The 24,220-nt window shown below is 60.4% G+C and carries 23 protein-coding genes; 13 read left to right on the top strand and 10 right to left on the bottom strand.

Translation table 11 applies throughout. The features are described from left to right. Positions 1-3 precede the first annotated feature (3 nt). The 3 genes from imuA to KGB27_RS12170 all read right to left on the bottom strand — a co-directional run bounded on the left by imuA (position 4) and on the right by KGB27_RS12170 (position 1,565). On the bottom strand, positions 4-621 hold the full coding sequence (gene imuA, locus KGB27_RS12180; RefSeq protein WP_008034486.1) for a translesion DNA synthesis-associated protein ImuA: 618 nt from the start codon (positions 619-621) through the stop codon (positions 4-6). Next, positions 621-1,238: a transcriptional repressor LexA gene (lexA, locus tag KGB27_RS12175; RefSeq protein WP_223554634.1), complete on the bottom strand. Its 618-nt coding sequence runs from the start codon at positions 1,236-1,238 to the stop codon at positions 621-623. The genes imuA and lexA overlap by 1 nt, the downstream gene beginning before the upstream one ends. Before the next feature lie 90 nt (positions 1,239-1,328). Beyond that, positions 1,329-1,565, bottom strand: coding sequence for a hypothetical protein (locus KGB27_RS12170; protein WP_032832733.1), 237 nt, complete (start codon positions 1,563-1,565; stop codon positions 1,329-1,331). A 182-nt stretch (positions 1,566-1,747) separates the two neighbouring features. Here KGB27_RS12170 and KGB27_RS12165 point away from each other — a divergent pair, with 182 nt between their 5' ends. The 8 genes from KGB27_RS12165 (at position 1,748) to KGB27_RS12130 (ending at position 11,494) form a co-directional block, all read left to right on the top strand. Further along, entirely contained in the window at positions 1,748-3,511 is a 1,764-nt protein-coding gene (locus tag KGB27_RS12165; protein ID WP_008042563.1) for an L-lactate permease, read from the top strand. A gap of 995 nt (positions 3,512-4,506) precedes the next feature. Then, a complete protein-coding gene (gene glcD / locus KGB27_RS12160) occupies positions 4,507-6,006 on the top strand; it encodes a glycolate oxidase subunit GlcD (RefSeq protein WP_223554632.1) in 1,500 nt (499 codons plus the stop codon). Beyond that, positions 6,006-7,070: a glycolate oxidase subunit GlcE gene (glcE, locus tag KGB27_RS12155; RefSeq protein WP_223554630.1), complete on the top strand. Its 1,065-nt coding sequence runs from the start codon at positions 6,006-6,008 to the stop codon at positions 7,068-7,070. Before glcD ends, glcE begins: the two co-directional genes overlap by 1 nt. A 3-nt stretch (positions 7,071-7,073) precedes the next feature. Continuing rightward, positions 7,074-8,315, top strand: a complete 1,242-nt coding sequence (glcF, locus tag KGB27_RS12150) for a glycolate oxidase subunit GlcF (RefSeq protein WP_223452343.1) — start codon at positions 7,074-7,076, stop codon at positions 8,313-8,315. Beyond that, positions 8,312-8,713 carry a heme-binding protein gene (locus KGB27_RS12145; RefSeq protein ID WP_223481306.1) on the top strand — a complete coding sequence of 134 codons (402 nt, stop codon included), beginning with the start codon at positions 8,312-8,314 and terminating at the stop codon, positions 8,711-8,713. The genes glcF and KGB27_RS12145 overlap by 4 nt, the downstream gene beginning before the upstream one ends. Positions 8,714-8,849: 136 nt before the next feature. Then, a complete protein-coding gene (gene yghX / locus KGB27_RS12140; protein ID WP_008043907.1) occupies positions 8,850-9,737 on the top strand; it encodes a YghX family hydrolase in 888 nt (295 codons plus the stop codon). A 67-nt stretch (positions 9,738-9,804) separates the two neighbouring features. Beyond that, a complete protein-coding gene (locus KGB27_RS12135) occupies positions 9,805-10,632 on the top strand; it encodes a glycosyltransferase (RefSeq protein ID WP_008034047.1) in 828 nt (275 codons plus the stop codon). A gap of 58 nt (positions 10,633-10,690) precedes the next feature. Further along, positions 10,691-11,494, top strand: a complete 804-nt coding sequence (locus KGB27_RS12130) for a 2OG-Fe(II) oxygenase (protein WP_008043901.1) — start codon at positions 10,691-10,693, stop codon at positions 11,492-11,494. A 12-nt stretch (positions 11,495-11,506) separates the two neighbouring features. Here KGB27_RS12130 and KGB27_RS12125 read toward each other — a convergent pair whose 3' ends face one another. Then, the gene (locus KGB27_RS12125) at positions 11,507-12,451 is read right to left on the bottom strand and encodes an aldo/keto reductase (RefSeq protein ID WP_008043900.1); all 945 of its coding nucleotides are present in this window, start codon (positions 12,449-12,451) and stop codon (positions 11,507-11,509) included. A gap of 1,455 nt (positions 12,452-13,906) precedes the next feature. On the opposite strand from KGB27_RS12125, the gene KGB27_RS12120 reads away from it, so the two are divergent. After that, entirely contained in the window at positions 13,907-14,698 is a 792-nt protein-coding gene (locus KGB27_RS12120; RefSeq protein WP_223554626.1) for an alpha/beta hydrolase, read from the top strand. A 9-nt stretch (positions 14,699-14,707) separates the two neighbouring features. Here the strand turns inward: KGB27_RS12120 and KGB27_RS12115 are convergent, their stop codons facing one another. The 3 genes from KGB27_RS12115 to KGB27_RS12105 form a co-directional block, all read right to left on the bottom strand. Continuing rightward, positions 14,708-15,037 carry a hypothetical protein gene (locus KGB27_RS12115; protein WP_223554624.1) on the bottom strand — a complete coding sequence of 110 codons (330 nt, stop codon included), beginning with the start codon at positions 15,035-15,037 and terminating at the stop codon, positions 14,708-14,710. A gap of 91 nt (positions 15,038-15,128) precedes the next feature. Next, entirely contained in the window at positions 15,129-15,449 is a 321-nt protein-coding gene (locus KGB27_RS12110) for a DMT family transporter (RefSeq protein ID WP_008041149.1), read from the bottom strand. A 70-nt stretch (positions 15,450-15,519) separates the two neighbouring features. Beyond that, entirely contained in the window at positions 15,520-15,975 is a 456-nt protein-coding gene (locus tag KGB27_RS12105; protein WP_008041147.1) for a carboxymuconolactone decarboxylase family protein, read from the bottom strand. A gap of 199 nt (positions 15,976-16,174) precedes the next feature. Between KGB27_RS12105 and KGB27_RS12100 the strand changes: the two genes are divergently transcribed. From KGB27_RS12100 to KGB27_RS12090, 3 genes are all read left to right on the top strand, one after another. After that, positions 16,175-16,828, top strand: a complete 654-nt coding sequence (locus KGB27_RS12100) for an FMN-dependent NADH-azoreductase (protein WP_223436366.1) — start codon at positions 16,175-16,177, stop codon at positions 16,826-16,828. Then, positions 16,794-18,212: a PLP-dependent aminotransferase family protein gene (locus tag KGB27_RS12095; protein ID WP_008041145.1), complete on the top strand. Its 1,419-nt coding sequence runs from the start codon at positions 16,794-16,796 to the stop codon at positions 18,210-18,212. The genes KGB27_RS12100 and KGB27_RS12095 overlap by 35 nt, the downstream gene beginning before the upstream one ends. A gap of 199 nt (positions 18,213-18,411) precedes the next feature. Further along, positions 18,412-19,008 carry a TIGR00730 family Rossman fold protein gene (locus KGB27_RS12090; protein WP_223554621.1) on the top strand — a complete coding sequence of 199 codons (597 nt, stop codon included), beginning with the start codon at positions 18,412-18,414 and terminating at the stop codon, positions 19,006-19,008. A 15-nt stretch (positions 19,009-19,023) separates the two neighbouring features. On the opposite strand, the gene KGB27_RS12085 is transcribed toward KGB27_RS12090, so the two are convergent. From KGB27_RS12085 to KGB27_RS12075, 3 genes are all read right to left on the bottom strand, one after another. Next, positions 19,024-20,064, bottom strand: coding sequence for a GGDEF domain-containing protein (locus KGB27_RS12085; protein WP_223481303.1), 1,041 nt, complete (start codon positions 20,062-20,064; stop codon positions 19,024-19,026). Positions 20,065-20,457: 393 nt separating this feature from the next. Further along, the gene (locus tag KGB27_RS12080) at positions 20,458-21,477 is read right to left on the bottom strand and encodes an ABC transporter substrate-binding protein (RefSeq protein ID WP_008041137.1); all 1,020 of its coding nucleotides are present in this window, start codon (positions 21,475-21,477) and stop codon (positions 20,458-20,460) included. A 49-nt stretch (positions 21,478-21,526) separates the two neighbouring features. After that, complete coding sequence (locus KGB27_RS12075) at positions 21,527-22,600, bottom strand: sigma-54 interaction domain-containing protein (RefSeq protein WP_008028129.1); 1,074 nt, start codon at positions 22,598-22,600, stop codon at positions 21,527-21,529. A gap of 538 nt (positions 22,601-23,138) precedes the next feature. On the opposite strand from KGB27_RS12075, the gene KGB27_RS12070 reads away from it, so the two are divergent. Beyond that, the gene (locus KGB27_RS12070) at positions 23,139-24,212 is read left to right on the top strand and encodes an ABC transporter substrate-binding protein (protein ID WP_223554618.1); all 1,074 of its coding nucleotides are present in this window, start codon (positions 23,139-23,141) and stop codon (positions 24,210-24,212) included. Positions 24,213-24,220: the final 8 nt, after the last annotated feature.

Below are 24,220 nucleotides of genomic sequence, written 5' to 3'. Positions count from 1 at the left end.
ACCTCAATGCCCCACAGGGAAGGCAATCGGCGCCGAGCGGGCCAACCCGCCCCGGCACTTGAGCACGCGCAATTGCGCAGGCCTGGCATCGATGGCGATGCGCAGCGCGGCCGGTGACGGGTTGATCGCTTCATGGATCGAGCGGTAGGCGAATGCCAGGGTCGAGCCGGTTTCCGCCGCCACCTGCAAGCGCCGCAAGGCGCGGTCATCCGCCTTGTGCGGCCAGCACAGCACTGCGCCGCAACTGCCCGAACGCAGGCATTGTTCCGCCGCCCACAGCGCATCACGCTCGCTGGCCTGGATGATCGATAACTGGCGCAGATCAACCCCGGCGTTCTGCCAGGCTTGCGGATACGGCACGTACGGCGGCGCCACCAGCACGATGCGCTCACCCGCCGCCGACAACCGCGCCAGCGCCGGCCACACCAGTTGCAACTCGCCGACGCCCTGCCCGGCCAGGAGGATTTCGGTCAGCGCCGCCTCCGGCCAGCCGCCAGTGGGCAACGCCGCATCCAGCGCCGCATGCCCGGTGGGTTGCGGGCTGACCGTTGGTGGCGCAGGCCGACCCTTCCAGACCTGGCCGCCATTGAACAGCGTGTCCAGCGCAACGACGGCGCCCATCACCCTTGCCTCACCAGACCGCAGAACACCCCTTCGATGGCCAGGTCCTGATCGGCCTCGACGATGATCGGCTTATAGGCCGGGTTGCGCGGCAACAGGCGCACCGCATCGCCGACCCGCTCGAAACGCTTGATGGTGACTTCGCCATCAAGCCGCGCCACGACGATCTGGCCATTGAGCGCTTCGGGATTGCGATGCACGCCCACCAGATCGCCATCGAGGATGCCGTCCTCGATCATCGAATCACCCTGGACCCGCAGCATGTAATCCGGCACCCGGGAGAAGATCGACGGGTCGAGCAGCAAGCGGCTGTGCACCTCGGCATCGGCACCGATCGGCGCCCCCGCCGCCACCCGGCCGAGGACCGGAATGTCCAGCAGCTCGGGGCGCGTCGGTTGCCCGAGCAAACGAATGCCTCGGGCCTGATGCGGATTGACCTCGATAAAACCGGCGTCGGTCAGCGCCAGCACATGCTTGCGCGCCACGCTGCGGGAGGCGAAACCAAAGGCCTCGCTGATTTCAGCGAGGCTCGGGGACTGACCGTGCTCCGCGATTCGATCACGGATAAACGTCAGGATGGCAGTACGGCGGGGAGTTAAAGTCGTCATGGAGTACATTTGTACTCTTTTGACTTTTTTATGGCAAGGCCCGCCAGTCAGCTCCCCTTTATCACGGGGCCCGGCATACCGCACATCCGGAGTCAGGCCCTACAACGTCCGCTGGCCATTGCCGATATCCTTGGCTTTCTCGATCCCCCACTCCATCGCGGCCTCCATGTCGAGAAAATGCAACGCCGGGTGATCATTCTCTTCAATGGCCGAGCCATCGGGTCGGTATACCCCGATGAACATTCCCAACGAACCGTCTCGCAGGATCTCGGCCTTGACCTTGATGCTGCAATCGTTCGACAGCGTTTCCGTATGAACCATGTGGCGCTCAGTCATCATCGCGTTCCTCCGGGTGATTGAATCCAGTAAAGGCGATCTGCCGTCCCTGTTTCAAGTTCGACCCATCCGCCAAAAGGCGTGATTTATGGGGCACAAGACAGCGGCGTAATGCCACCTATACTACAAGCCACCGCCCCCTCGGGGTCTGCAATCCCAACAATAAAAAGCAGAGGTGGAACATGGTCTGGCAGCAAATCTACGATCCGTTCGGCAACCCGGTCATTTCAACCATCATGGCAGCTGTGCCGGTCGTGGTGATGCTCGCAGCCCTGGCCTTTTTCCACATCAAGGCCCATCTGGCGGCCTTGCTCGCCCTCGCCTCAGCGCTGGTCATCGCGATTTTCGCCTTCGGCATGCCGGCGAACATGGCAGGCTCGGCCGCCCTTTACGGCGCCGCCAACGGCTTGCTGCCAATTGGCTGGATTGTGCTGAACATCATCTTCCTGCACCGGCTGACTACCGAAAACGGCTCATTCAAAGTGCTGCAGGACTCGCTGGCGCGCATTACCGACGATCGCCGCCTGCAACTGCTGCTGATTGCCTTCTGCTTCGGTGCCTTCTTCGAAGGGGCTGCCGGTTTCGGCACACCCGTGGCGGTGACCGGCGCGATTCTGATTGGCCTGGGCTTCTCGCCGCTGGCGGCGTCGGGCCTGGCGTTGATCGCCAACACCGCGCCCGTGGCGTTCGGCGCCCTCGGCACGCCGATCATTACCCTGGCCAAAGTGACCGGTCTGGACGAAATGGAACTGTCGATGATGGTCGGTCGGCAATTGCCGTTTTTCTCGGTGATCGTGCCGTTCTGGTTGATCTGGGCCTTTGCCGGGTGGCGCAAGATGCTGGAAATCTGGCCGGCCATCCTGGTCGCCGGGGTCAGTTTCGCCGTGCCACAGTTCCTGGTGTCCAACTATCACGGGCCGATGCTGGTGGACGTGATCGCCGCGCTGATTTCCATGGCCTGCCTCACCGGTTTTCTCAAGGTGTGGAAACCCGCGACCGTGCACACCTCCGCCGCGCTGTCCGGGCGCGTCGACAACTCCAAAATAGCCGAAGAACATGACGAGAAACCCATCGCCAGCGCGACCTTCGCCAGCGATGCCAAGCCTGCGGTCATGCGCGCGTGGATGCCGTGGATCATCCTCACGGTGTTCGTGTTCGCCTGGGGTACCCAAGGCTTCAAAAACCTGTTCGATACCCGCCCGGCGATTGATCCCGTGACCCACTCGGCCAAGCTCGATCCCCAAGGCAAACCGCTGCGCGAAGCGAACCCGATCTTTGCGCCGGTCGTCACCTTCGGCACGATCCACCAGCAAATCGAAAAGGTCCCGCCGGTGGTGCCTGCGCCTAAAACCGAGGACGCGGTCTACAAGTTCACCTGGCTGACCAGCACCGGCAGCGGCATCTTGCTGGCGGCGATCTTTGGCGGGCTATTGATGGGTTACTCCATCCCGCAGTTGGTCAAACACTATCTGCGCACGATCTGGGTCGTGCGTTACTCGCTGATTACCATCGTCGCGATGCTCGCGCTCGGCTTCCTCACCCGCTATTCGGGGCTGGACGCGACCATGGGCCTGGCGTTCGCTGCGACGGGGATCTTTTACCCGATGTTCGGCACCCTGCTTGGCTGGCTCGGTGTGGCGCTGACGGGGTCGGACACGGCGTCCAACGTGTTGTTCGGCGGGCTGCAGCGGGTGACGGCTGAGCAACTGGGGCTGAGTCCGGTGTTGATGGCTGCTGCCAACAGTTCCGGTGGGGTCATGGGCAAGATGGTCGATGCGCAGTCGATCGTGGTGGCTTCCACTGCTACGCGTTGGTATGGGCATGAGGGGGAAATTCTGCGTTATGTGTTCTTCCATTCCGTCATTCTGGCGATTCTGGTGGGGGGGTTGGTGACGTTGCAGGCTTATGTGGCACCGTTTAGTCATATGGTTGTGGGTGGGCATTGAGCGCTGGGGGCATATCCGTTTCTGCGGTGATGGCGGCTGGCGGTTTCGCTCTTACAGCGAGTCACTTGGAAGAGCCCCAAGTAACCAAGGGCTCTTGCCCCTTTCGTTCGGTGGCTCGCTAATGCTCGCCATGCCCTCGCTCCGGTCCTGCTCCGTGGGCCCGCCGCCATCGGCCATCCATGGCCGGGGGCGGCTAACCCGGCATCCTTGCCGGGTTGCCCACTGCGCAGAACCTCCACTCGGCCTCTCGAGGGGGCGTGTACCGCAAAAGCAAAAACGAGGCGGCCTGCCAGCCGACCTGGCTCTTCTGACGTGTGCACACTCCCGCACTGTGGCTGCCGCACTAATTTTCGATGTTTGCACATTCCCCTGTAGGAGCCGGCTTGCTGGCGATGGCGTCCGTTCAGCCAATACATACGTTGACTGACTCACCGCTATCGTCGGAACGCCGCCCGCAGCAAGCCGGCTCCTACACGAGGATTGGGTTCACACGATTCAAAATTGTAGGAGCTGGCTTGCCAGCGATGGACGTCAACGATAACGAGGGCTGTCTGAATGAACGCGTTGCCCCGACGTTTTTCGCCGGCAAGCCGGCTCCTACAGGGAATCGCGTTTGCTTTTGATTTTCACCACTCATCAGGCCGAGCGTTAGCTCGCCTTCAGCTTTTGATCTGGCGGTACACGCCCCCTCGAGAGGCCGAGTGGAGGTTCTGCGCAGTGGGCAACCCGGCATGGATGCCGGGTTAGCCGCCCCCGGCCATGGATGGCCGATGGCGGCGGGCCCACGGAGCAGGACCGGAACGAGGGCATGCCGAGCCTAGGCGAGGCACCGAACGAAAGGGGCAAAAGCGCTTGGTTACTTGGCGCTTTTCCAAGTGACCCGCTGTAAGAGCGGAACCATAAGCAGCCATCACAAAAATAATGGATATACACACAAAGCCTAAGTAAACAGACCGCTGCCCGGCCGCACACGAACGGAGTATCGTAAAACGACCATGAACATTCTCTACGATGAACGCGTTGACGGAGCGCTGCCCGACGTCAACAAGTCAGCATTGTTGCAAGCCCTGCAAACCCGTTTGCCAGGCCTGGAAGTGCTGCATCAGCAAGAAGAACTCAAGCCATACGAATGCGACGGACTCTCGGCCTATCGCACCACGCCCCTGCTGGTGGTCCTGCCACGCCATCTCGACGAAGTACAAGGCGTGCTCCGGCTCTGCCACGAAATGCACGTGCCGGTGGTCGCCCGTGGTGCCGGCACCGGTTTGTCCGGCGGCGCGTTACCGCTGGAAAAAGGCGTGCTGCTGGTCATGGCGCGCTTCAACAACATCCTGCACATCGACCCGACCGCCCGCACCGCACGGGTCCAGCCCGGCGTACGCAACCTCGCTATTTCCCAGGCAGCAGCCCCCTTCGGCCTGTACTACGCGCCCGACCCTTCCTCACAGATCGCCTGTTCCATCGGCGGCAATGTCGCCGAAAACGCTGGCGGCGTGCATTGCCTGAAGTACGGCCTGACCGTGCACAACCTGCTCAAGGTCGACATCCTGACCGTGGACGGCGAACACCTGACATTGGGCTCCGACGCCCTCGATTCACCCGGCTTCGACCTGCTGGCACTGTTCACCGGTTCCGAAGGCATGCTCGGGGTGATCACCGAAGTCACCGTCAAACTGCTGCCCAAACCGCAGTCCGCCAAGGTGCTGCTGGCGGCGTTCGACTCCGTCGAGAAAGCTGGGCGAGCGGTAGGTGACATCATTGCCGCCGGCATCATTCCGGGCGGTCTGGAAATGATGGACAACCTGGCAATTCGCGCCGCTGAAGACTTTATCCACGCCGGCTACCCCGTGGACGCCGAAGCCATCCTGCTGTGCGAACTCGATGGCGTCGAAGCCGATGTCCACGATGACTGCGACCGCGTGCGGCAAGTGCTGGAACAGGCCGGCGCCACCGAAGTGCGCCAGGCCAGGGATGAAGCCGAACGCGTGCGTTTCTGGGCCGGACGCAAGAATGCCTTTCCGGCGGTGGGTCGGCTCTCGCCGGATTATTACTGCATGGACGGAACGATCCCGCGCCGCGAGTTGCCCGGCGTGCTGCGCGCCATTGCCGCGTTGTCCGCCGAGTATGGCTTGCGCGTCGCCAACGTTTTCCACGCCGGTGACGGCAACATGCACCCGTTGATTCTGTTCGACGCCAATCAACCGGGTGAGCTCGACCGCGCCGAAGCGCTGGGCGGCAAGATCCTCGAATTGTGCGTGAAGGTCGGCGGCAGCATCACCGGCGAGCACGGCGTGGGCCGCGAGAAGATCAATCAGATGTGCGCGCAGTTCAACGCCGATGAGCTGACGCTGTTCCATGCCGTTAAAGCCGCGTTCGATCCCGGCGGTTTGCTCAACCCCGGCAAGAACATTCCGACGCTGCACCGCTGCGCCGAATTTGGCGCCATGCACGTGCACCTGGGTCAGTTGCCCTTCCCTGATCTGGAGCGATTCTGATGCGCAGCGAACTCGATATCGATGACAGCGGCGTGCTGCTGGAGCAGGTCAATCAAGCGCTGGAAAACGCCACGCCGCTGCGCATTCAGGGCTCCAACAGCAAGGCGTTTCTGGGGCGCATCGTTGCGGGCGAAGTACTCGACACGCGCAGCCACCGAGGCATCGTCAGCTACGACCCGACCGAACTGGTGATCACCGCCCGCTGCGGCACACCCTTGTCCGAACTGGCGCACGTGTTGGATGAAGCACAGCAAATGCTGCCCTGCGAACCACCGTCCTTTGGCGACGATGCCACCGTCGGCGGGATGATCGCCAGTGGCCTGTCGGGACCGCGTCGTCCCTGGTCAGGCTCGGTGCGCGATTTCGTCCTCGGCACACGGGTCATCACGGGGCACGGCAAGCATTTGCGCTTTGGCGGCGAAGTGATGAAAAACGTCGCCGGTTACGACCTGTCGCGCCTGATGGCCGGCAGTTTCGGCTCCCTTGGGGTGATCACAGAAGTCTCGCTCAAGGTCCTGCCCAAACCACGGCAAACCCTGAGCATCAGCCTGGAAATGGATAGCGATCGTGCCTTGCTGCGTCTCGCGGAATGGGGCCAGCAGCCGTTGCCCATCAGTGCCGCGTGCCACGACGGGCAACGCCTGCACTTGCGGCTTGAGGGCGGCGAAGGCTCGGTGGCGGCGGCTCATGACCGTTTGGGCGGTGAGCTTCTGGACGCCTCGTATTGGGCGGATCTCAACGAGCACCGACTGAGTTTCTTCGACGAGGGCCAGCCACTGTGGCGCCTGTCCGTGCCGCACAACACGCCGCGGTTGTCCCTGCCCGGCCGGCAACTGCTCGACTGGGGCGGCGCCCAGCGCTGGCTCAAGTCTGACGCCGAAGCGGCGTTCATTCGCCAGGTCGTGGATGAGGTCGGCGGCCATGTAACCTGCTACAGCCATGGCCTGATCGACAGCCCGTTCCAGCCGTTGCCTGCCGCGTTGATGCGCTACCACCGCAGCCTCAAGCAACAACTCGACCCACGGGGCATTTTCAACCCGGCACGCTTGTACGCGGAGCTTTGAACCATGCAGACAACCCTGAGCGAAACCGCCCGGCAGCTGCCCCGCGCCGAAGAAGCCGAAAGCATTTTGCGCACCTGCGTGCACTGCGGCTTCTGCAATGCCACCTGCCCGACTTATCAATTGCTTGGTGATGAACTCGATGGACCACGGGGCCGCATCTACCTGATCAAACAGGTGCTGGAAGGCAACGAGGTCACGCAGAAAACCCAACAGCATCTGGACCGCTGCCTGTCATGCCGCAATTGCGAAACCACCTGTCCTTCCGGGGTCGATTATCACAACTTGCTCGACATCGGCCGGGCGGTGGTCGATGCGGCGGTGCCGCGCCCCATCGACCAACGCCTGTTGCGTGAGGGATTGCGCAGCGTCGTCCTAAATCCGGGGCTGTTCAAAGCGCTGATCAACAGCGGTCAGGTTTTTCGGGCACTGCTGCCCAACACCTTGCAGGCAAAGTTGCCTCGCCATGTTTATCTCCCCCGGCCACGCCCCACCACCCGCCATGCCCGTCAGGTGCTGATGCTCGAAGGCTGCGTACAGCCGAGCCTGTCGCCCAACACCAATGCGGCAGCGGCGCGGGTGCTGGATCGACTGGGTATCAGTGTTACTCCGTCCAGCGAAGCCGGGTGTTGCGGCGCGGTGGATTATCACCTCGACGCTCAGGCCGCCGGCCTCGACCGCGCTCGCCGCAATATCGATGCGTGGTGGCCGAGTATCGAGAACGGTGCAGAAGCCATCGTGCAAACCGCCAGTGGCTGTGGCGCCTTCATCAAGGACTATGGCCATTTACTCGAACGCGATCCGGCCTACGCCGAGAAGGCAAAAAGGGTCAGCGCGCTGGCCAGGGACCTGGTGGAAGTGTTGCGCGACGAACCGCTGGAAACACTCGGCATCCACAGTGACCAGCGTTTGGCCTTCCATTGCCCCTGCACTTTGCAGCACGCGCAAAAGCTCGGCGGCGCGGTGGAAGCGCTCCTTGCTCGCCTCGGTTTCAACCTCACACCTGTGCCCGACAGCCATTTGTGCTGCGGGTCGGCGGGCACTTATTCGATCACCCAACCCGAACTGTCCCGGCAACTGCGCGACAACAAACTGAATGCACTGGAAAGTGGCCATCCTGAAGTTATCGTTACCGCCAATATCGGCTGTCAGTCGCATCTCGACGGCGCGGGCCGAACCCCGGTCCGGCACTGGATCGAACTGCTCGACGCGGCGCTGCCCTCATCGATCACCGGAGATTCCCCATGAAAAGCAAAGCCGTCCTGAGCCAGACCGAAGTCAGCCGAATCCTCGCGGCCGCACGCACCGAAGCACAAAATAACCAATGGGCCGTGACCATCGTGATCGTCGACGACGGCGGCCACCCCCTCGCCCTCGAACGCCTCGACGGCTGCGCGCCCATCAGCGCGTACATCGCCACCGAAAAGGCGCGCACCTCGGCGCTGGGCCGGCGCGAGTCCAAAGGTTATGAAGAAATGGTCAACGGCGGGCGCTTCGCGTTTTTGTCGGCCCCCTTGCTGACATCCCTGGAAGGCGGTGTGCCGATCATCGTCGACGGTCAGGTGGTGGGTGCGGTTGGCGTGTCCGGCGTAAAAGCCGAGCAGGATGCACAAGTGGCGAGCGCCGGGGCGCAATGCCTGAAGTGAACCGTGCTCGAGGAACGTAATCAGAAGAAACAAAAAAGAGACTTACGTCTCTTTTTTTATGCGCGGCTAGAATTGATAGTTGTCGCCGCTTTTTCGAACTGACAGAGCAACCGCCCACTTCAAAGGAAGCGCAAAGATGAATCGTCTTACTGCGAAAGACTTTGCCCCTGAGCTGCTCGAACTCTACGACTACTACGCCCACGGCAAGATCAACCGGCGAGAGTTTCTCGACCGGGCGGCGTTATTCACCCTTGGTGGCCTGACCGCCAGTGCGCTCCTCGCCGCCCTGAGTCCCGACTATGCCTTGGCCGAACAAGTGGCGTTTACCGACCCGGACATCATCGCCGAGTACATCACCTACCCCTCGCCCAAGGGCCACGGGCAGGTTCGGGCCTATCGGGTGCGTCCGGCAAAAGCCACCGGCAAAGTGGCGGCCGTGGTCGTCGTGCATGAAAACCGCGGGCTCAACCCCTACATCGAAGATGTTGCCCGACGCGTGGCCAAGGCCGGGTTCATCGCCCTCGCCCCCGATGGCCTGACGTCAGTGGGCGGCTATCCCGGCAACGACGACAAAGGCCGGGAGCTCCAGGCGACCGTTGATCCTGAAAAGCTCATGAATGACTTTTTCGCTGCGATCGAGTGGCTGATGAAACACGATACGACCACCGGAAAAGTCGGCATCACCGGCTTCTGCTATGGCGGTGGCGTCGCCAACGCGGCTGCCGTGGCCTATCCCGAACTCGGGGCTGCCGTGTCCTTCTATGGCCGGCAACCAGACGCCAGGGATGTCCCCCGGATCAAGGCGCCGGTGATGCTTCACTTTGGCGAACTGGACACACGCATCAACGAAGGATGGCCCGCCTACGAGCAGGCATTAAAAGCAGCCGGCAAAACCTATGAAGCCTACATCTACCCCGGCGCCAACCACGGTTTCCATAACGATTCCACGCCTCGATTCGATGAGGCCGCAGCCAAACTTGCCTGGGAAAGGACGCTAAACTGGTTCCGGCGATACCTGTCTTAGCGCCGCAAGCAATAAGTGGTCTTGAATTTTTATTGCTGTTTCCAGGTTTTTAAAGAGTGCATCACACATGAATAACAATGATTTTCTGTCGCAACAGAAACCACCCTTCAGCATTGTCCTGGTCAACTACAAAACCATCGAAATAACCCGGATTTGCCTCGACCTGCTACATCAGCACCTGGGCGACAGCAACATTCCGGTCTGGGTGGTTGATAACGACTCGGCCGATGAAAGCACCGACTATCTGCGCACACTGGACTGGATCAACCTGATTGAGCGAAAAGCTCCCGAACCGGAACATGGTCATATCGCGCATGGCAAAGCACTCGACCTGGTGCTGGAACGGGTTGAGACCGACTTTCTGTTCCTGCTGCACACCGATACGTTTATTTTCGACAAAAATGTATTTTCAATGATGTTGAACAAGTGCATTAAAAACCCGAATGTCGTGGCCGTCGGGTGCACAGAACAACTTAACCGCGGCACCACCAGAACCCTTTGGCGCTTTAGCTCACGACTGGTAAAACATCACGTCAGACGCCTGAAACTGTCCCTGGGACTACGTTCCAGAGAGCCAAAGCCCTACAGGGAAGTATATTTGAAAAGCTTCTGTACCTTATGGAACTGCAAGCTGATGAAGCAGCACGGCATGCATTTCCTGATGGATGAGCGCGTACCTGGTTATACCCTCCAGGACCGCATGACCCAGTTGGGCTATGTTGTTGAACTGTTGTCCCCGCGCAAGATATTCAGCTACCTCGACCATATTCAAGCGGGCACTGTCGCGGCCGCTGGCGGTTATGCGACAACTCACAGACGAACGAAGATGTACAACGACATCCTTAAACGTTTGAAAGGTGACAACAACCAGGTATCGGCAGCGCGTCACAAGTAGCGCGCCCCTCTTGCAGGGAGCACTCGCAGGTTGTTATGAACAGACTATTGGAGCGGTAATGACACCGATCACTCAGACACTCCCCATCGTCACCACCCCGGAGCTGGATTTTGACCAGAACGCTGCCAGCACTTTCGGTCACTCGCTAGCCAGTACTTATGCTCAAGCCACCCCCTTCCCACACATCGTCATTGACGATTTTTTACCGCAGGACCTGATTGCGAGCATCTGCGCGCATTTTCCCGTCGAGCCAACCAACAACGAAATGCTCTATGAGCGCGGCTATAAGGGTCAGCACAAACGGCAAGTCAGCCCCAACGAATGCGATCCCTACTTGAAGACGGTTTTCAACGCCTTCAACTCGGCGCCCATGTTGCAGTTTCTTGAAAAGCTCACAGGTATCGAGGGTTTGATTCCCGATCCTTACTTTACCGGCGGCGGACTGCACGAAACGAAAAAGGGTGGGTTTCTGGGGGTGCACTCGGACTTCCGGCTCAACAAAAAGTTGAATATCGAGCGCAGACTGAATGCCATTATTTACCTGAATCAGGATTGGCAAGAGGCGTACGGCGGCAACCTGGAGCTATGGGACGTCGGGATGAAGACGTGCCTCAAGAAAGTCCTGCCGATCTACAACCGCTGTGTCATTTTCAACACCGACAAGGACAGCAATCATGGACACCCGGAGCCTCTGACGACGCCGGAACACATTACACGCCGGTCCATCGCGCTGTACTACTACACCGCAGCAACCGTGGTGGCTGATCCTGCGCAAAGAAACAAAACCCACTACAAACCAAGGCCCAAGGATCGCTTGAGCCTCAAGTACTACCTCAACAAACTCATCAAGAAAAAAAACTGACGGCACCTGCGGTTATCCGACCACATCGATCAACTGCTCGCGTTGCGCCCCCGTCAGCATCGGGCCGAAACCGGCACCGGCATTGTCCGCCATGTAACGCGGGTTGCCGGTGCCGGGGATGACGCAGGTCACTGCCGAATGCGCCAGCAAATACTTGAGCGCCAATTGTGCCCAACTGGTGACGCCGACTTGCGAGGCCCAGCCGGGCAGCGGTTTGCCCTTCAAGCGGGCAAGCAAATCACCGCCGCCAAATGGCCGGTTGCAGATCACCGCCACGCCGCGTTCGCGACACAGCGGCAGGATGCGTTTCTCGACCCCGCGATCGTCCAGCGCATAGTTGATCTGCAAGAAATCCAGTGGCTCGGCTTTGAGCACCGCTTCCACTTCCTCATATGCCGACGCGGTGTAATGGGTGATGCCGATGTAGCGAATCCGCCCTTCTTCCTTCCACTTGCGCAATGTAGGCAAATGGGTTTTCCAGTCCAGCAGGTTATGGATCTGCATCAGGTCGATCCGGTCGGTCTGCAGCAGTTTGAACGATTGTTCCATCTGCGCGATGCCTTCTTCGCGGCCACGGGTCCACACCTTGGTGGCCAGGAACGCGGGTGAACGCGGCTTGTGGATCGACAGCAGTTCGCCGATGGTCTGCTCGGCGCGGCCATACATGGGTGAGCTGTCGATCACCGTGCCGCCCTTTTCAAATAACGCGCTGAGAACGGCGGGCAGGTTTTTGTAGGCCGGATCGGCAGGTGCGACATCAAAGCCGCGATAGGTGCCCACGCCGACAAGGGGCAATGGCTCGTTGCTGGAAGGAATGGCGCGGGTCAGCATGTTCTTGCCTCCTGTTTCCTTCGACGGCGCGGTGGCTGCAAAGGCCGGATCGAAAGTGAGCACCGCCGAAGCACCGGCAGCCAGCGTGAGTATTCGTCGACGCGTGTATCCATCAGTGTGGCTCATGGTGGTGTCCTTCCACTCTTTTGCGCTTGTTGCGCGGCAAACGGCGCGATCACCAGTGTCACGAGTCCTCTGCTAGCCAAGAGAATAGCTGCCGGCGGCAATTCGTCCTTGCTTGAAATACAACGAGGTCTCAAGTGCTGGTGGGCGGCGGCAATTGCTTGGGGGTATATCCATTATTTTGGTGATGGCTGCTGGCGGTTCCGCTCTTACAGCGGGTCACTTGGAAAAGCCCCAAGTAACCAAGGGCTCTTGCCCCTTTCGTTCGGTGGCTCGCTAATGCTCGCCATGCCCTCGCTCCGGTCCTGCTCCGTGGGCCCGCCGCGATCGGCCATCCCTGGCCGTGCGCGGCTAACCCGGCATCCATGCCGGGTTGCCCACTGCGCAGAACCTCCACTCGGCCTCTCGAGGGGGCGCTCAGATCAAAAGCGGAAGGCGAGCTAACGCTCGGCCTGATGAGTGGTGAAAAGCAAAAGCGCACGCCGATCCCTGTAGGAGCCGGCTTGCCGGCGAAAAGCGTCTGGGCGACGCGTTCATTCAGACAGCCCGCGTTATCGTTGACGTCCATCGCCAGCAAGCTGGCTCCTACAAGGGAAATGCATATGCATTTGGATAAATACGATCAACTGTAGGAGCCGGCTTGCCGGCGGAAAGTGTCTGGGCAACGTGTTCATTCAGACACCCCGCGTTATCGCTGACGTCCATCGCCAGCAAGCTGGCTCCTACAAGGGAAATGCATATTCATTTGGATAAATACGATCAACTGTAGGAGCCGGCTTGCTGGCGAAAAGCGATTGGACAACGCGTTCATTCAGACACCCCGCGTTATCGTTGGCGTCCATCGCCAGCAAGCTGGCTCCTACAAGGGAAATGCATAGGTGTTTGGATAAATACGATCCCCTGTAGGAGCCGGCTTGCTGCGGGCGGCGTTCCGACGATAGCGGTGGGTCAGTCGACACATCTATCGCCTGAAAGGACGCCATCGCCAGCAAGCCGGCTCCTACAGGGGATCGGTGTACATATCCGGAATGAGGGAACGCATGCACCAAAGAGCCAGGTCGGCTTTCAGGCCGCCTCGGCGGCTGTGGCGGTGGTCGCCCCCTCGAGAGGCCGAGTGGAGGTTCTGCGCAGTGGGCAACCCGGCATGGATGCCGGGTTAGCCGCGCACGGCCAGGGATGGCCGATCGCGGCGGGCCCACGGAGCAGGACCGGAGCGAGGGCATGCCGAGCACTAGCGAGGCACCGAACGAAAGGGGCAAGAGCCCTTTGGTTACTTTGGGCTGGGCCGGCATTCCGGCTTTTCCAAAGTGACTCGCCGTAAGGGCGAAACCATACGCAGCCGTTACCACAGCAACGGATATGCCCCCCTCAAAAACCACACCACCAAGGGCCCCGCCATGATTCAACTACACTCTGAAAGCGATCAAGCCGTCGCGGTCGTCAGGCCCAGAGCAGTCAATGCCACCCACTCACGCTAACCGAATGTCACGCACCCTGATGTATCTCATCGTCATCGTTACCGCGATGTACCTGGCGCTCTGCATCGCGCTGTTCGTGTTCCAGCGTGCCCTCATCTACTTCCCGCAACCCGCCGCACTCGGAACGCCCGAAACGCTGCTCACGCTATCGGTGGCGGACGCACAGGTGCAGGTCACCGTCAAACCGCACGACGGACCAAATGCACTGATCTATTTTGGTGGAAATGCCGAGGACGTTTCGCGCAACCTGCCCGTATTTTCCCAGGCATTCCCCGACCATGCCCTGTACTTGCTGCACTATCGGGGCTTCGGTGGCAGCACCGGCTCACCTTCCGAAGAGGCGATTTCCCGCGACGCCCTGACCTTGTTCGACAAAGTCTACGACACCCATCCCCACATCGCCGTGGTCGGCCGCAGCCTTGGCTCGGGCGTCGCCGTGCGCCTCGCCAGCCAGCGCCCGGCCTCCCGACTGATCCTGATCACCCCCTACAACAGCCTTGAAGACCTCGCCGTCCGCCAGTACCCGATATTCCCGGTGAAGTGGCTGCTGCTGCAGGACAAGTTCGAATCGTGGAAATACGCCGAGCACATCTCGATACCGACGCTGTTGCTCGCGGCCGAGCAGGATGAAGTCATCCCGCCCTCCAGCACGGAAAAACTCTACGGGCATTTCGCCAAAGGTGTGGCGACCCTGAACGTTATTCCGGGCGTGGGGCACAATTCGATCTCCGACAGCCCGGAGTATCTGAAGCTGATGGAAGACGGGTTGTAGGTCACTCGGTCATTTGCGCGCCAACTTAAAGCGCACGCAATCTTCGTAGAAACTCTGGCGCAGCGCCGCAGGTTTGATCCGCGACGGGCTGTCGTAGGTTTGCTCGGTAATACCCATGGCCGTCATGCGCATCCACGGTTTGCTGAACTTGTAGGTCTGTAATTTCTGGCGAGCGGCGTACAGGGAAACGCCAGCCAGTTTGAGTTCCTGGGCTCTGGCTGCAGTGCCCGCGCCCCAGCTGCACATATACCGGTCATTGGCTTGAAGGTCTTTGGCCTGGGCGGAGACGGCGATGCCAGCCAAGCCTATCGAAATCAGCGAAATCCATACATTGCGCATTTAAAGCCAGCCCTAACCACCTGAAATTAAAGTGATTCTGTCTGTAACTTTCGGGCTTCGGGGCCAGCAAAATGCCTTATTTCAAAGCTTCTCAGTTTCCCGTGACCAGCTTGAGTCCGATAACACCGCCCAGGATGACCAGGATGCACAGTATCCGCAGCAGTGTGGTGGCGTCGCCCAGCACCGCCATCCCCAGTATCGCGGTGCCCGCCGCGCCAATTCCGGTCCACACCGCGTAGGCGGTGCCGACGGGCAGGGTTCGCAGCGACAGTGAAAGCAGAAAGACACTGGACAAACCGGTCGCGGCTGCCAGCAGTCCCGGGGTCAATCGGGTAAATCCGTCTGAGCCCTTCATGAAAAACGCGAAGGCAATTTCGAGAATGCCGGCGATGCCAAGCAGTGACCAAGCCATGGTGTTAACTCCTTTGGTTGACCCGCCGAGCGTGACCACCCGGCGAGTTCTATTGATTCAAGGGGATGGTTCAGGCGTTGTTGGCAGCGGCGGGTTTCGCCCGGAACGTCACGCCGAACCGGTTGAAAGCATTCATCAGACCGATCGCGTACGTCAGGTCTGCCAGTTCCTTATCGCCGAATTCGGCAGACGCAGCGGCATAGTCGGCATCGGGAACGCCGGTTTCCGCCACGCGAGTCACCGTTTCCGCCCAGCTCAGCGCAACGCGTTCGCGGGCACTGAAGACTGAACCGGCATCACGCCATACCGGCACCAACACCAGTTTTTCTACGCTGACGCCGAGCTTGAGCAGGTCCCGGGAATGCATGTCTATACAGAAGGCGCAGCCGTTGATTTGCGACACCCGCAGATAGACCAGGTCAATCAGCTCGTGGGAAAGACCGCTGTTCTGCAGGTAGACATAAACCCCGCCGAAAGCCTTGTAACCTTCAGGTGAAGCCTTGGCGTAGTCGAGACGATTACTCATGATGAGTCCTTGTGTTTGCTGGTTGAGGGACTTCATCGTGTCGTGTCTTGGTCTTGTTGATAAGGTCCATGATCGGCCTTGAGTCATGGGCCATGATTCGGCAATCATGGCCCAGTGATTAACCGGATTCATGGACCTTTGGCCTGGGTCATGAGCTTCATAGAATGATTCCCTCCACACAGTTCAAACCGGGTGAATCATGAAAATCCTCCACGTTACTTGCAGCCCTCGCGGCGAAGCGTCCGAAAGCTATCGGCTGTCGAAAAACATCATTGGCTTTTTGCTGAAGGCCCATCCAGCGGCAACCGTGATCGAGCGGGTGGTCGGTGGTGACGCGCTGTCCCCTATCGACGAGCCTTACGCGATTTCCCAACAGGCGTCCGCCGATGTCACAGAGACAGGCTCTATCGCCCGATCCGAAGCGCTGATCGAGGAGCTGCACAGTGCCGATATGCTGGTGATTGGTACGCCGATGCATAACTTCACCGTGCCTTCGACACTCAAGCTCTGGATCGATCACATCGCTCGGGTCCGACGCACGTTCAATGTCGGTGCGCAAGGCAAAACCAGCCTGCTGCAGGACCGCCCGGTGTATGTTGCAGTGTCCTCTGGCGGCAGGTTTTCCGGGATGACCCCGCGGCAACCGGATTTTCTCACGCCGTACCTGACCGCCGTGCTGGGTATGATCGGGCTGCACGACGTGAATTTTTTCTCCGTAGAGGGAACCGCCATGGGCCCGGAGGCCGTCGCCGCCGCCAGGGACAAGGCGGGCCAGGCACTACAAGCGCATTTTTCTGCGCACGACACGGGCGAGGCCAATGACCCTTCAAATCAAAAACTTCTCACCCCTTGATCCGACCTCGTCGGAGCCGATCTACCGGCAAATCTACTGGCGGTTCCGCGGCGCGATCAGTGACGGACTGCTCGCCCCCGGGGACCGGATTCCTGCGGCCCGGGCACTGGCAAAAGAGCTTGGTCTGGCGCGGGGGACCATCGATACCGCGTATTCACTGCTGACGGCGGAGGGCTATCTGCTGTCGCGGGGTCAGGCGGGCACCGTGGTGGCGCCGGGGGTCAGCGGCAGGAAGCCTTCGGCGCGTACGGAACACCCGTTTAATGCGACCGCCAGCGCCTCGATCAGGCACAAGGCAGCGGTCCTGCCCTTTCAAATGGCCTTGCCCGCGCTGGATGCCTTTCCGCGAAAGATCTGGTCGCAGATCGGCGCACGCTGCGTGCGCGCCACGCGCATTCCCGACATGGCCAATCCGTCGGTGTTGGGGCTGGAATCGTTGCGCACGGCGATTGCCACTTACCTGCAAGTCTCACGGGGCATTACCTGCTCGCCCGCGCAAGTGTTCATCACCTCGGGATACCGCAACACACTGGCACTGATCGCTCACACGCTGCTCAAGCCCGGCGACCGTGTGCTCGTGGAAGACCCCGGCTACCTGCCGACCCGCCAGTTGCTGGCGCATCTTCAGATCAAGGTTGCCCCCGTGCCGGTGGATCAGGACGGCATGCAGGTCGCGCAAGGGGTGAGCAGCGCGATGGACGCACGAGCGGCGGTGGTCACACCGGCACATCAAAGTCCCCTGTGCGTGTCGCTGTCACTGCCGCGCCGACTGGAATTGCTTGAGTGGGCCAGCCGGCAGCAGGCCTGGATTATCGAGGACGATTACGACGGCGAATACCGCTACGTCAGCCGTCCCCTGCCCGCGCTGAAAAGCCTGGACCGTGATGGACGGGTGCTCTACGCCGGCACGTTCAGCAAGGTGCTGTTTCCGGGGATCCGCCTTTCGTACCTGGTGGTGCCGCCAGCGCAGGTCGAACGCTTCGAACACGTCAGCGAGACCTTTCTCGGCGGTTGTCCGGAACTGACCCAAGCCATCGTCGCCACGTTTATGACCGAGGGGCATTTCGCGCGCCATATCCAGCGCATGCGCAAGCTCTACGGCGAACGCCGGGAAGCGACGGCGCGCGGATTGAAGAAAGTCCTGGGTGAACGCATCCGCATCGATCCGCAGCCGGGTGGCATGCATCTGATTCTGCGGCTGATGGAGGCACAGTCCGACCGATTGCTGGTCGAGCGCTTGTTGGCGGCCGGTCTCTACGCTGAAGCGTTGACCGATTGGCGTGTGCATGACGAGACCGATTCCGCGCTGTTGCTCGGGTTTGCCAACATTGATTCGCAAGAGACTGCCGAGCAGTTGGGAAAACGGATTCTGGCGTTGATGTAGGGGCCAGGTTCGAGGGCCCTATCGCCGGCAAGCCGGCTCCTGCAATTTTGCGTGCACCGCAAACCCTTGCTGGCGATGGGGGCCTCGTGGCCGGCACAAAAAACCATCATGGCTCACTCAAACAGCCAACTCTTGGACCTGTTTGCGCCCTCCTCCGAACCGCATCATCGGGGCATTGACCACCACCCGGAATAATCTGATGCCCAGCTCTTCCCCACTCCACAGCATCGCTGTGTTCTGCGGCTCCAACTATGGCTTCAACCCCGACTACGTGGCAGGCGCCCAGGCCCTCGGCCGGGAAATCGCCAGACGCGGCATACGCCTGGTCTATGGCGGTACCGACAAGGGTTTAATGGGCGTGATGGCCGATGCCGTACTCGCCGAGGGCGGTGAAGTGCTCGGCATCATCACGCGCTTGCTGTTCGACCTTGGGCATCTTCATGGCCGCCTGACCGAACACGAAGTGACGCCAGACATGCGCAGCCGCAAGACACGCATGAGCGAATCGGCGGATGCGTTCATCGCATTGCCCGGCGGGCTGGGGACGTTTGAGGAGTTGTTTGAAGCGGCAACCCTGACCCAATTGGGTGAACACCACAAAGGCGTCGCTTGCCTGAACATCGGCGGTTTTTTCGACCCGGTGCGCAGCCTGCTCGACCATGCGGTGAACGAAGGCTTCATGAAGACCGAACACAGCCAGATGCTGATGTTCAATACCGACCCGGCGGCACTGCTCGACGCGCTCGAACAGTGGCAAGCGCCCACCGTCACCAAATGGATCGGGTCGGCGGCTTGAAAGGCGTTTCAGTGCTTAGCGATGCACCCGGTTCCGCCCAGCGCGCTTGGCCTGGTAGAGCGCGTCATCGGCGCGGGTCAGGAGGCTGTCCATATTCTCGCCGGGTTGCGCGAAAGCCACGCCAAAGGATGCCGTGATCGTATCGAGCACCTTGCCATCAACCCGCGCCTTGATCCGTAATGACTGGATTTTCACCCGCAGTTGCTCAGCGAAAACAGCGGCACTCGCCAGGTCGGCGCAGTGTTGCAGAATCACGCAGAACTCTTCACCGCCATATCGCGCAGCCGTGGCGTGGGGTGGTAGCGAACTGCGCAACACCTGCCCGACATGCTGCAGCACTCGGTCGCCCAACGGGTGTCCGTACTGATCATTGAATTGCTTGAAGTGATCGATATCCAGCATGACCAGCGCGACGCCCTGGGATTCATTGCTCAGCGCCTGCTCCAGCAAACGGGTAAACGCGGTGCGATTGAGCAGTTCGGTCAGGCCATCGAGCGTGGCCGCCAGTTGTGCACGCTCAAGCTTACTGCGCAGGCTCTTGATCTCACTCTGAGCGGAGTGCAGTTGGGTGAGGAACTGTTCCTGCTGACTGTGCATCAGTTGGGTGCTTTGTTGCAGCTCACTCAAAATGCCCGGCAATCGCTCGTTGACGGGCGACTCGAGCATTTCCAGGCAACGTCCCAGACTGCTCTGAAAGTTGAGATTGCCCTCGACGCTGCGCGAAACGTCGCGCTGCATGTCGTCCACCAGATTGATCGCTTGTTGCTGCCCGGCGCGGGCCTCTTCCAGCTCGTCGCGAATGATGTAGTCGCGGAAAAGCCGGGTGGCGGATTCCGGCGGGAAGCAATCGAAGTCTTTGACCACCCGGTCCAGGTGACGATTGAGTTCGGGGTCCAGACCTTTGCTGTAGGTGTACCACAGCGCGTAATGCACCGGATTGGGCGGGATGTTGTGACGAACCATCAGCGGAATGGCTTGTTTGAGCAGCGCCGCGGCCTCGCGGGAATCTTCCGGATACAGCGCAAGGGCAGTCGCACGCGTCTCTGATTGGCTCATGACATCACTGTGGTTGTTAATGATTGGCAAATGCAAAACGATGCGAGCATAACCATACGCATGACAAACGGCCATCCCCCTGTGTATTGCCGTGCCATTCGGGTTGATTCAGGTCAGTTTTATGGCCTGCATTGGCCACCGCGACGGCGTGAAAACACGGACTTGTAGGAGCCGGCTTGCCGGCGAATAGGCCTTCAAACCCTGCGGCGTGTCTGAGGACGCCATCGCCAGCAAGCCGGCTCCTACAATGGTTTTGTGGTGTGCAGATGCTTCGGTGTTGCGAACACGGACCTGTAGGAGCCGGCTTGCTGGCGATAGGGCCTTCATGCCCTGCGGTGTGCCTGAGGACGCCATCGCCAGCAAGCCAGCTCCTACAAAAGTTTTGTGGTGTGTTTAGCTGCCTGCATCGCCGTGTGCTTCTTCGAAGAAGTAGTCCTTCCAGCTGGCCGCCTTGTTCTTCAGTACGCCCAGTTCCTGCAGTTTCTCGGCGTAGACCGCCGTGCGCTGCGGCACCACCGTGAAGTTGATCTCTGGATCGTTGACGATTTTCTCAACCAGCGGCAGGGCCAGCTTCGATTGTTCGACGCGGATGTAGGTCTGGGCGGCGGCGGATTTGTCGGCCTTGATGATTTTTTCCGCTTCGGCCAATGCGTCGTAAAACGCCTTGTAGGTTTTCGGGTTTTCGTCGTGGAATTTTTCCGTGGTGTACAGCACATTGAACGTGGCCTGGCCACCCAGCACGTCGTAGGAACTCAGCACCTTGTGCACGTTGGGGTTCTGCAATTCCTGATACTGGAACGGCGGGCTGGAGAAGTGCGCGTTGATCTCGGAACCTCCGGCGATCAATGCCGCCGTCGCATCCGGGTGGGCCAGGCTGATCGAGATGTCGTCGAATTTCTTGTAGTGGTCATTGCCGAACTGCCTGGCCGTTTCGATCTGCAAGGTGCGCGACTGGAACCCTACTCCGGCCGCAGGCACGGCAATACGATCCTTCTCGGTGAAGTCCTTCAGGCTCTTCACATTCGGGTTATTGGTCAGCAAATAGTTGGGCATCGAGCCCAGCGAGGCAATCGCCTTGACGTTCTGTTTGCCCTTGGTGCGATCCCAGATCGTCAGCATCGGTGGCACGCCCGCCGACACCACATCCAGCGCGCCGGCCAACAGCGCTTCGTTCATCGCCGTGGCACCGGAGATGCTGTTCCAGTCGACCTTGATGTCGAGGCCCTGGGCCTTGCCGTGCTTCTCGATGAGTTGCTGGTCGCGGACCACATCCAGAATCAGGTAACCGATGCCGAATTGCTGGGCGATGCTGATCTTGCCTTCGGCCTGCGCGCCGGGACTGAGTAACGCACTCATCGCCGCCAGGGAGGCTGCCAGGAGGGTCAACGCTGAACGCTTGTAGGGAATTGCCATGAAATGCTCGCTGTGAGTGGACGAATCAGAAATAAAGCGACGACGAGGACTATTCCTCCACCGCCAGTGTCTTGTTCAACTCCCCGATTTTCTCCAGCCGCGCCCGGACGATGTTGCGGCTGATGTTCAGCAGGCGTCCGGTCTGCAACTGGTTGCCGTGGCAGAACCGGTACGCCGCGCGGAAAATGGTTTCTTCGATATGTTCGTAAAGGTCCGGGATGTTCTGTTCGAACAGCGCGTTGAGGGCGGCTTCCAGGTCCACCGGGCCGGCGACGGCGTGGCTGGTTTGGCTGGCCTGTTCCTGGCGGATGCCGGAGGAACGCATGTCCACCAGGTGCAGATCCGCCGGGGCGACCCGCTGATTGCGGCACACCAGCAACGCGTGGTGAATGGAGTTCTCCAGCTCGCGGATGTTGCCTGGCCAGCTGTGCTCCAGCAGCTTGCGTTCGGCTTCGACGCTCAATGACGCGCGGTTGTAGCCCAGGCGCTGGCAATGTTCTTCGAGGAAAAACTCGGCCAGCGGCAGGATGTCGCCCGGTCGTTCGCGCAAGGGCGGCAGGCGAATGGTCGCGACGTGCAGACGGTAAAACAGGTCCTCGCGAAAATGCCCGGCGACGACCGCATCCGCAAGGTTGACGTTGGTTGCAGCCACCAGCCTTACGTTGATCGGGATCGGCGTGCGCGAGCCCAGGCGCACCACTTCGCGCTCCTGCAAGACCCGCAGCAGTTTGACCTGCATGTTCAACGGCAGATCACCGATTTCATCGAGAAACAGCGTGCCGCCATTGGCCGCTTCGAACCACCCGGCCTTGTTCGTCGTGGCGCCGGTGAAGGCGCCTTTTTCGTGGCCGAACAGCTCACTTTCCACCAGGGTTTCGGCAAACGCGCCGCAGTTCACCGCCACGAAGGGCTCGCGTCCGCGGCGGCTCAAATTGTGGATATGCCGGGCGACCAGTTCCTTGCCGGTGCCGGTCTCGCCAATGATCAATGTGTTGGCTTCACTGGGCGCCAGGCGCTCGATGCGGCTGAGCAATTCCTGGGAGCGCGGGTCCTTGAACACCAGGACGGTGGCCCGCACCGACTTGGTCAATTCGCGAGCGTTTGGATGAGTGATCAGCGACATGGTGCATTCCTGGCAGTAAAAGCGCGTGCTCAATAGTGCATGAAGTTGTTTAGACTAAAAAATTCTTAATTAATATTTATATATTCCAAAAAACCATATGCAACGCAACTGCTGCCAGCCTGCTGCTGGAGCAGCAATTGGCACGCACCGGCCTGCTTGCACATCAACACCCCACGCTCCCGGCAGTTCCCTCCCCTCGCCCTGAAACCCAGTCCCTGCGCGGCCTGCAGCGCGTTTTTCGTGCAGTGGCATGCAATCTGCTCTCTCCCATGTACAGCGCAAAACTTTGTAGGAGCTGGCTTGCCGGCGATGGCGTCCTCAGAAACGCCGCATGGTTTGAAGGCCCCATCGCCAGCAAGCCGGCTCCTACAAGGATTGGGTTCACAACGCTGGAGCATCGGACACCGCAAAACCCTGTAGGAGCTGGCTTGCCGGCGATGGCGTCCGCAGAAACGCCGCAAGGTTTGAAGGCCAGATCGCCAGCAAGCCGGCTCCTACAAAGACCGTGTTTCGCCAATAGCCATTTAGGGAGAGTTCAATGAAACGTTTCTGGCGCAACAGCCTGGTCGCCTTGACCGGGTTTCTGCTCAGTGCCACGGCGCTGGCCGGACAGGCACCGGCGTCGGTGAAGATCGCTATCGTCGCGTATACGCAGGGTGGCAAACCGGTATTCGGCGGGATCGCCGGGCGGGTGATCGAGGACGGTTGGCTGGAACAGCAACTGGCGCAGCGCGGCGTGAAGCTCGACTGGATCGCCCTGCCCCACGCCGGCGCCGGGCCGCAGATCAACGAAGGCTTCAGCAACAACAGCATCGACTTTGCCGTGCGCGGCGACCTGCCTTCCGTGATTGCCGGGGCTGGCGGTGTGCCGGGCAAGCTGATCGTGCCCGGTGGCAGCGGCAACAACATCTATCTGGTGGTGCCCGCCGGTTCCAGCGCCAACAGCATCGACGACCTCAAGGGTAAACGCCTGGCCCTGCATCGCGGTCGTCCGTGGGAGTTCGCGTTCAGCAACTTCCTCGCCAGCAAGGGCCTGAAGCTCGACGATTTCAAGATCGCCAACCTCAATCCGCAAGTTGGCGCCGCAGCGGTGTCCGCTGGCAAAGTCGATGCGGCCGTATTGCTCAGCGAAGCCTATGCGCTGGAAGACAAAGGCGTCGGCAAGATCATCTGGTCGACCAAGCAAGGCGCCAACGACTGGCGTCTGGTCTCCGACCTCTGGGGCACCGACAGTTTTGTCGCGCAGCACCCGGACATTACTCAACTGCTGGCGACCGCCTGGATCAAAGCCGCCTGGTGGATCGCCCAGGAACAAAACCAGGACGCCTACTACGAACTCTCCTCCCGCGCCGGCACCGCTGAAAGCGTGCTGCGCCGTGACGACCAGAACGATCCCGTGGCCTGGAAAGACCGCTGGGCGCCGAAAAGCGACCAGCAACTCAAGGCCCACTATCAGGCACTCACCGCCTATGCGCTGGCCAACCACCTGATTCGCGACACCTACGACATCACCCCTTCGCTGGCCACCGGTTTCACCAACCAGGCGCTGATCGATCTGAAACTCACCGACTACTGGCCGGCCCTGCGCGGCCAGGTCAGCAACAATCCATGAATAGGGAA

Origin of the sequence: Pseudomonas sp. BF-R-01 (assembly GCF_019946615.1) — a bacterium.
GTDB classification, from domain to species: Bacteria; Pseudomonadota; Gammaproteobacteria; order Pseudomonadales; family Pseudomonadaceae; genus Aquipseudomonas; species Aquipseudomonas migulae.
The sequence above is the reverse complement of the archived record's forward strand: the minus strand, read 5'-3'. Positions and strand labels throughout refer to the sequence as shown.